An 8270-nucleotide genomic window follows, 5' to 3' on the forward strand; every position below is an offset into this window, starting at 1 on the left:
ACGCGGACCTGTCCGCGTACCGCCAGATCGCCGACAGCAGCGGCACCACGGCCTTCACCGGCTACGGGGAGACCGCCGACGAGGCCGGCATCGTCGGACTCCTGGTCGACGGCGTCTCCTCGCCGGCGGCCCACGAGGGCGACGAGGTGGAAGTGGTCCTGGACCGCACCCCCTTCTACGCCGAGGGCGGCGGCCAGCTCGCCGACACCGGACGCATCCGGCTGGAGAACGGCGCCGTGATCGAGGTCCGCGACGTCCAGCAGCCGGTCGCGGGCGTCTCGGTGCACAAGGGCGTGGTCCAGGTCGGCGAGGTCACGGTCGGCTCCGCCGCGTACGCCCAGATCGATGTGGACCGCCGCCGCTCCATCGCCCGGGCCCACAGCGCCACCCACCTCACCCACCAGGCGTTGCGGGACGCCCTCGGGCCGACCGCCGCGCAGGCCGGTTCGGAGAACTCCCCCGGCCGCTTCCGCTTCGACTTCGGGTCACCGACGGCCGTGCCCGGCACGGTCCTCACCGACGTGGAGCAGAAGATCAACGAGGTGCTGGTGCGTGAACTCGACGTCTCCGCCGAGTACATGGGAATCGACGAGGCCAGGAAGCAGGGTGCGCTGGCCGAGTTCGGCGAGAAGTACGGCGAGCGGGTCCGGGTGGTGACCATCGGCGACTTCTCCAAGGAGCTGTGCGGGGGCACCCATGTGCACAACACCGCCCAGCTCGGCCTGGTCAAGCTGCTCGGGGAGTCCTCCATCGGCTCCGGCGTGCGCCGGGTCGAGGCCCTCGTCGGAGTCGACGCCTACAAGTTCCTCGCCCGCGAGCACACCGTCGTCTCCCAGCTCACCGATCTGGTCAAGGGCCGGCCGGAGGAGTTGCCCGAGCGCATCTCCGCCATGGTGACCCGCCTGAAGGACGCCGAGAAGGAGATCGAGCGGTTCCGCGCCGAGAAGGTGCTCCAAGCCGCAGCCGGCCTCGCCGAGGGCGCCACGGACGTACGGGGCGTCGCCCTGGTCACCGGCCGGGTGCCGGACGGAACCGCCGCCGACGATCTGCGCACCCTCGTGCTGGACGTCCGCCAGCGCATCACGGGCGGACGGCCCGCTGTGGTCGCCCTGTTCGCGGTCACCAACGGCCGCCCGTTGACCGTCATCGCCACCAACGACGCCGCGCGCGACCGCGGCCTCAAGGCCGGTGACCTGGTACGCGGCGCCGCCAAGACGCTCGGCGGCGGAGGTGGCGGCAAGCCCGACGTGGCCCAGGGCGGCGGTCAGAACCCGGCCGCCGTGCCTGACGCCGTCGCCGCCGTCGAGCGGCTGGTGGCGGAGAGCGGCAGCGCCTGATGCGCCGCGGCCGGCGCCTCGCCGTGGACGTCGGTGACGCCCGTATCGGAGTGGCCAGCAGCGACCCCGACGGACTGCTGGCGACACCTGTCGAGACCGTGCCCGGACGGGATCTGCCCGCCGCGCAGCGGCGGCTGGCCGCGCTGGTGACGGAGTACGAGCCGATCGAGGTCGTGGTCGGGCTGCCGCGTTCCCTGAACGGGACCGAGGGTCCGGCCGCGGCCAAGGTCCGCGGCTTCGCCGAGGAAATGGCGAGGAACATCACACCGGTGCCGGTGCGGCTGGTGGACGAGCGGATGAGCACGGTCACCGCGGCACAGGACATGCGGGCGGCAGGCGTGAGCTCGAAGAAGGGCCGTTCCCGCATCGATCAGGCCGCGGCCGTGGTCATTCTGCAGGCGGCACTGGAGACTGAGCGGACATCGGGAAGTGCGCCCGGGCAACGAGTCGAAGTGGTTGTCTGATCGCGATACGGTAACGTTCCCGCGACACGGCAGCCGCCGGCTCCGATCCGGCAAAAACGGATCGCACACCCCAGGTGCGGCGGGTGCTCTCGCCCCGGTGTGTACGGGACGGTTGCCGACTGGCGGATCTAGGGGATCGATGACTGAGTATGGCCGGGGCCAGGGCCCCCAACCGTGGCACCCTGACGACCCCCTCTTCGGGGACCAGGGGTGGGACGGCGGCCGGTCCGCCACGTACCAGGGCGACGATCCGTACGCCGGTCAGTACGCGGGCCAGTACACCGATCCGTACGGCGCCGGTCAGCAGCGGGCGGCCCCGCCGCAGCAGGGTGATCACCAGTACGCGCAGCAATACCCGCAGCGCCAGCAGCCGCCGCAGGAGTTCTACGGCAACGGCGGCTGGCACGGCGCCCCGGAGCCGGGCGGGCCCTACGGCCCCGGCTACGGCGGAGGAGCCACCGACCCCTACGGCATGCCGCCGGTCAACGATCCCTACGGGACCGGAACGCAGCCCGGCTACTACGGCGCCCCGGACCCGTACCAGCAGGGCCCGCCGCAGCGCGTGCCGGGCCAGTACCCCGGCCCGCAGGGGCACTCGGGCGAGCCCTCCCCGTATCCCGGCGCCGCCCCGTATCCGGGCCCGGGCCCGTACCAGGACCCTCAACAGGGGCGTGGCGAGCCGCGCTTCGCTCCCGGCGCCGACCCGGAAACCGGCTGGGACCCCGGGCCCGACCAGGGCGAGCACGCCTTCTTCACCGAGCGCGACGACGAGGACGCCGAGGACCGCGACGGGGACGAGCCCGGCGAGGGCCGCTCCACCCGGCCGGGCCGCCGCGGCGACCGCACGGGCCGGGGAGAGACCAAGCGCCGGAGCGGATGTGCCTGCGTGGGCGTCTCGCTCCTGCTCGTGGCCGGTCTCGGCACGGCCGGCTACTTCGGCTACGACTTCTACCAGTCCCATTTCGCTCCCGCCCCCGACTTCGCCGGGGCCGGCTCGGGACAGGTCCAGGTCAAGATCCCGGACGGCGCCTCGATCGCCGACATGGGCAACGCCCTGCAGAGCGCGGGAGTGGTCAAGAGCACCGGCGCCTTCATCGAGGCCGCCAACGCCGACAATAAGTCGGCCGGCGTCCAGCCGGGCACCTACAGCATGCGCAAGCGGATGTCCGGCGCCTCCGCGCTGAAGCTGATGCTCGACCCCGCCAGCCAGAACGGGCTCATCATCTCGGAAGGACTGCGGGCGAAGAGGGTCTACCAGCTCATCGACAAGAAGCTGGGCAAGCCGGCCGGCACCACCGAGAAGGTCTCCCGCACCGCCGATCTGGGTCTCCCGTCCTGGGCCAAGGGCAAGGACAAGGCTGAAGGTTTCCTCTTCCCCTCCCGCTACAGCGTCGGCAAGGAGAGCGACCCCGCGGACGTACTGCGCGACATGGTCAGGCGCGCCAAGTCCGAGCACACCAAGGTCAATCTCGCCGCGGAGGCGAAGAAGGTCGGGCAGACGCCCGAACAGATAATCACCGTCGCCTCCCTCATCCAGGCCGAGGCACAGCAGGACAGCGAGTTCGGCAAGGTATCCCGGGTCATCTACAACCGGCTCGACGAGGACATGCTGCTCGGCTTCGACTCGACCATCAACTACGCCAAGGGCCGGTCCTCGCTCGCCACGTCCGTCGAGGACACCAGGATCAACTCGCCCTACAACACCTACCGCAACCGCGGTCTGCCGCCCGGCCCGATCGACAATCCGGGGCACCAGGCCATCGAGGCGGCCCTCAACCCGACCCAGGGCAACTGGCTCTACTTCGTCACCGTCAAGCCGGGTGACACCCGCTTCACCAAGAGCAAGGCCGAACACGACCGCAACGTCCAGGACTTCAACGCGGAGCAGCGCAAGCAGAAGGAGAACGGCGGCTGATGCCCCCGCACCACCCCGTACCGCCCGGCGCCTCGCCGGCCGGCCGTCGCGCCGCGGTCCTCGGCTCGCCCGTCGCCCACTCCCTCTCGCCGGTGCTGCACCGGGCGGCTTACGCGGAGCTGGGCCTGACGGACTGGACGTACGAGCGCTTCGAGGTGGACGAGAGCGGCCTCGCCGCCTTCCTCCGCGGCACCGACGCCCGGTGGGCCGGGTTCTCGCTGACCATGCCGCTCAAGCGTGCCGTGATCCCGCTGCTGGACGAGGTCAGCCCGACAGCCGCCGCCATCGAGGCCGTCAACACCGTGCTCCTCTCCGGCGGGGGGCGGCGTACGGGCGAGAACACCGACGTCCCCGGCATGATCGCCGCTCTGCGGGAGCGCGGCGTCGAACGTGTGGAGCACGCCGCGGTCCTCGGCGCCGGTGCGACGGCGTCCTCCGCGCTGGCCGCGCTCGCCGAGATCTGCTCGGGAGAGGTCACCACCTACGTCCGCAGTGCTCACCGGGCCCGTGAGATGCGCGGCTGGGGCGAGCGGCTGGGCGTCCCGGTGCGCGTCGCCGACTGGGCGGAAGCCGCCGGGGCGCTGAGCGCGCCACTGGTGATCGCCACCACCCCGGCCGGCTCGACCGACGCGCTGGTGGCCGCCGTTCCGGCCCGGCCCGGCACGCTCTTCGACGTGCTCTACGACCCGTGGCCGACCCCGCTCGCCGCCGCCTGGTCGCGGAGTGGCGGACGGGTCGTCGCCGGACTCGACCTGCTCGTGCACCAGGCCGTGCTGCAGGTGGAGCTGATGACGGGCCACTCACCCGCGCCGCTGGCCGCGATGCGCGAGGCGGGCGAGGCGGCGCTGCACGCCCGTACGGCCTGACCCTCCGCGTCGCCGGTCCGCCGGTCCGCCGGTCAGCTGGTCCGCCGGGACGCGCTGTCCGGCCACCGGACCGGCCGCAGGCCACCACCCGCACACGTGGCAGGATCGGAGCAGGCCCGAATGAGACCGCAGAGGGCGCCGAGGCGCGAGATCGAGGAGCACCGTTGAGCAGGTTGCGCTGGCTGACGGCGGGGGAGTCGCACGGCCCCGCACTGGTGGCGACGCTGGAGGGACTGCCCGCCGGGGTGCCGGTCACCACCGGCATGGTGGCGGACGCGCTGGCGCGGCGGCGGCTGGGTTACGGGCGCGGGGCGCGGATGAAGTTCGAGCAGGACGAGGTCACCTTCCTCGGTGGTGTACGGCACGGGCTCACCCTGGGGTCCCCGGTCGCGGTCATGGTGGGGAACACCGAATGGCCCAAGTGGGAGCAGGTGATGGCCGCCGATCCCGTCGACCCGGACGTACTGGCGGGACTGGCGCGCAACGCGCCGCTCACCCGGCCACGGCCCGGGCACGCCGACCTCGCGGGCATGCAGAAGTACGGTTTCGACGAAGCGCGCCCCGTGCTGGAGCGGGCCTCGGCGCGGGAGACCGCCGCCCGGGTGGCGCTTGGCACCGTGGCCCGCTCGTACCTGCGGGAGACCACCGGGGTGGAGATCGTCTCGCACGTGGTGGAGCTCGGCGCGGCCAAGGCCCCCTACGGGCTCGTACCGCGGCCGGGAGACGAAGCGGCGCTGGACGCCGATCCGGTCCGCTGCCTGGACGCCGACGCGAGCAAGGCGATGGTCGCCGAGATCGACCAGGCCCACCAGGACGGCGACACCCTCGGCGGCGTCGTCGAGGTGGCCGCGCACGGGGTGCCGGTCGGGCTGGGCTCGCACGTCCACTGGGACCGGCGCCTGGACGCCCGGCTTGCCGGTGCGCTGATGGGCATCCAGGCGATCAAGGGCGTCGAGCTGGGCGACGGCTTCGGACTGGCCCGGGTGCCGGGCTCGAAGGCACACGACGAGATCGTGCCGACGGATGCCGGCATCCGCCGCACCTCCGGCCGTTCCGGCGGTACCGAGGGGGGTCTTTCCACGGGTGAACTGCTGCGCGTACGGGCGGCGATGAAGCCGATCGCGACCGTGCCGCGCGCGCTGGCCACCGTCGACGTCCAGACCGGCGAGGAGACCCGCGCCCACCACCAGCGCTCGGACGTGTGCGCCGTGCCCGCCGCCGGCATCGTGGCCGAGGCGATGGTGGCGCTGGTGCTGGCGGACGCGGTGGCGGAGAAGTTCGGCGGCGACAGCGTCACCGAGACCCGCCGCAACGTGACCGGATTCCTCGGCAGCCTGGAGATCTCATGACCGGGCCCGCCGTCATCCTGATCGGCCCCATGGGAGTGGGGAAGACGACCGTCGGCGAGCTGCTGGCCGAGCGGCTGGGTACCGGGTGCCGGGACACCGACCAGGACATCGTCGACGCTGTGGGCAAGCCGATCTCGGAGATCTTCCTCGACGACGGCGAGCAGCACTTCCGCGAACTGGAGCGGGCCGCCGTGCGCACCGCGCTCGCCGAGCACAGCGGGGTTCTGGCGCTGGGCGGCGGCGCCGTTCTCGCCCGGGAGACCAGGGAAGCACTGGCCGGATCGCCCGTCATCTTCCTGGAGATGGGGATCACCGAAGCCGTCAAGCGCGTCGGGCTCGACGCACCACGGCCCCTGCTGATGATGAACCCCCGCAAGCAGTGGCGCGAGCTGATGGAGGAGCGCCGGCCCCTCTACACCGAGGTCGCCCGCGCCGTCGTCAGCACCGAGCACCGCACCCCCGGCGAGGTCGCCGACGAGATCCTCGATGTCCTGGAGCTGAAGCAGCCATGACCAGCCAGACCCCCGCGCCGACCCGTATCACCGTCGCCGGGAGCGCCGGCACCGCGCCCTACGACGTGCTCGTCGGCCGCCAACTGCTCGCCGAACTCCCCGGCTTGATCGGGGCAGGCGCCCAGCGCGTCGCCGTTCTGCACCCCGAGGCACTGGCCGAGACCGGCGAGGTGCTCCGCGACGACCTGGCCGCCCAGGGCTACCAGGCCATCGCCGTGCAGCTGCCCAACGCGGAGGAGGCCAAGACCGCCGAGGTCGCCGCGTACTGCTGGAAGGCACTCGGCCAGACCGGCTTCACCCGCACCGACGTCATCGTCGGCGTGGGCGGCGGTGCCACCACCGACGTCGCGGGCTTCGTCGCCGCCAGCTGGCTGCGCGGCGTGCGCTGGGTCGCCGTGCCGACCACCGTGCTGGGCATGGTGGACGCCGCGGTCGGCGGCAAGACCGGCATCAACACCGCGGAGGGCAAGAACCTGGTGGGCGCCTTCCACCCGCCCGCCGGGGTGCTGTGCGACCTGGCCGCACTGGAGTCGCTGGGCGTGCACGACTACGTCGGCGGCCTCGCCGAGGTCATCAAGGCGGGCTTCATCGCCGACCCGGTCATCCTGGACCTGGTGGAGGCCGACCCGGAAGGTGCCCGCACACCCGGCGGTCCGCACACCGCCGAGCTGATCGAGCGCTCCATCAGGGTCAAGGCAGAGGTGGTCGCCACGGACCTCAAGGAGTCCGGCCCGCGCGAGATCCTCAACTACGGGCACACCCTCGCCCACGCCATCGAGAAGAACGAGCGCTACGAGTGGCGGCACGGAGCCGCGGTCTCCGTCGGTATGGTCTTCGCCGCCGAACTGGGCCGTATCGCGGGCCGCCTGGACGACGCCACCGCCGAACGGCATCGCGCGATCCTGCGGGCGGTGGGGCTGCCCGTCACCTACCGTGGCGATCAGTGGCCCAAGCTGCTGGAGACCATGCGGGTCGACAAGAAGTCCCGCGGCGACCTGCTGCGCTTCATCGTCCTGGACGGCCTCGCCAAGCCCGCCGTGCTGGAGGGCCCCGACCCGGCGATGCTGCTCGCCGCACACGCGGAGATCGCCGCATGAGCCGCCGCGTACTCGTACTCAACGGGCCGAACCTGGGCCGCCTCGGCTCCCGCGAGCCCGACGTCTACGGCGCCACCTCCTACACCGGGCTCGTCGAGCGGTGCACGGCCGTGGGGGAGCAGCTCGGCCTCACGGTCGAGGTGCGCGAGACCAACGACGAGGGCGAGTTGATCCGCTGGCTGCACGAGGCGGCCGACGGTTCGCTTCCGGTCGTCCTCAACCCCGGTGCCTTCACGCACTATTCGTACGGGATGCGGGACGCGGCGGCCCAGCGCACCGCTCCGCTGATCGAGGTGCACATCTCCAACCCGTACGCCCGCGAGGAGTTCCGGCACACCTCGGTCGTCGCCTCCGTCGCCAGCGGCACGGTCGCCGGTTTCGGCATCGGCTCCTACGTCCTCGCGCTGCGCGCCCTCGCCGAAGAACTCACCGGCTGATTCCGCTTGTCGGGCACTCGAGGCCCGCACCGGCCGTTCACAGAGCGACGGCCGGGGGCGGTACCGTCCGGTACTGTCACACCATCATGGCGCCGCGGGGGCAGAGGGTGCGGCGCCGGCTGACGCGAGACGGAGTTGGGGACCGGATGCAGCAGTACGGGGCACAGCAGCCCGTTCCTCCTCCGGGCCCGCCCCATCCGCACGGCCCGGGCTACCAGCACGGTCAGCACCCCCCGCACCCCGGGCAGGCGCCGCCTCCGCCGCCCGCACCCGGCGGGCCGCCGCAACCAGGC

The 8270-nt window shown here is 72.6% G+C and carries 8 protein-coding genes; all 8 read left to right on the forward strand.

Annotated elements, in window-relative coordinates; genetic code table 11:
* The coding region (locus tag ACRDP3_RS28080; RefSeq protein ID WP_431519831.1) for a DHHA1 domain-containing protein at positions 1 to 1337 on the forward strand (1337 nt) is incomplete at its 5' end.
* A complete protein-coding gene (gene ruvX / locus ACRDP3_RS28085; RefSeq protein ID WP_431519832.1) occupies positions 1337 to 1801 on the forward strand; it encodes a Holliday junction resolvase RuvX in 465 nt (154 codons plus the stop codon). The genes ACRDP3_RS28080 and ruvX, both read left to right, overlap by 1 nt.
* A gap of 139 nt (positions 1802 to 1940) precedes the next feature.
* Entirely contained in the window at positions 1941 to 3716 is a 1776-nt protein-coding gene (gene mltG / locus ACRDP3_RS28090; RefSeq protein WP_431519833.1) for an endolytic transglycosylase MltG, read from the forward strand.
* The gene (locus ACRDP3_RS28095) at positions 3716 to 4582 is read left to right on the forward strand and encodes a shikimate dehydrogenase (protein WP_431519834.1); all 867 of its coding nucleotides are present in this window, start codon (positions 3716 to 3718) and stop codon (positions 4580 to 4582) included. The genes mltG and ACRDP3_RS28095 overlap by 1 nt, the downstream gene beginning before the upstream one ends.
* A gap of 164 nt (positions 4583 to 4746) precedes the next feature.
* On the forward strand, positions 4747 to 5931 hold the full coding sequence (aroC, locus tag ACRDP3_RS28100; protein WP_431519835.1) for a chorismate synthase: 1185 nt from the start codon (positions 4747 to 4749) through the stop codon (positions 5929 to 5931).
* Positions 5928 to 6443 carry a shikimate kinase gene (locus ACRDP3_RS28105; RefSeq protein ID WP_431519836.1) on the forward strand — a complete coding sequence of 172 codons (516 nt, stop codon included), beginning with the start codon at positions 5928 to 5930 and terminating at the stop codon, positions 6441 to 6443. Before aroC ends, ACRDP3_RS28105 begins: the two co-directional genes overlap by 4 nt.
* Positions 6440 to 7540: a 3-dehydroquinate synthase gene (aroB, locus tag ACRDP3_RS28110; RefSeq protein ID WP_431519837.1), complete on the forward strand. Its 1101-nt coding sequence runs from the start codon at positions 6440 to 6442 to the stop codon at positions 7538 to 7540. The genes ACRDP3_RS28105 and aroB overlap by 4 nt, the downstream gene beginning before the upstream one ends.
* Positions 7537 to 7977, forward strand: a complete 441-nt coding sequence (aroQ, locus tag ACRDP3_RS28115; RefSeq protein WP_431519838.1) for a type II 3-dehydroquinate dehydratase — start codon at positions 7537 to 7539, stop codon at positions 7975 to 7977. The genes aroB and aroQ overlap by 4 nt, the downstream gene beginning before the upstream one ends.
* Positions 7978 to 8270: the final 293 nt, after the last annotated feature.

It is taken from the genome of Streptomyces sp. (assembly GCF_050698815.1).
Lineage (GTDB): Bacteria > Actinomycetota > Actinomycetes > Streptomycetales > Streptomycetaceae > Streptomyces.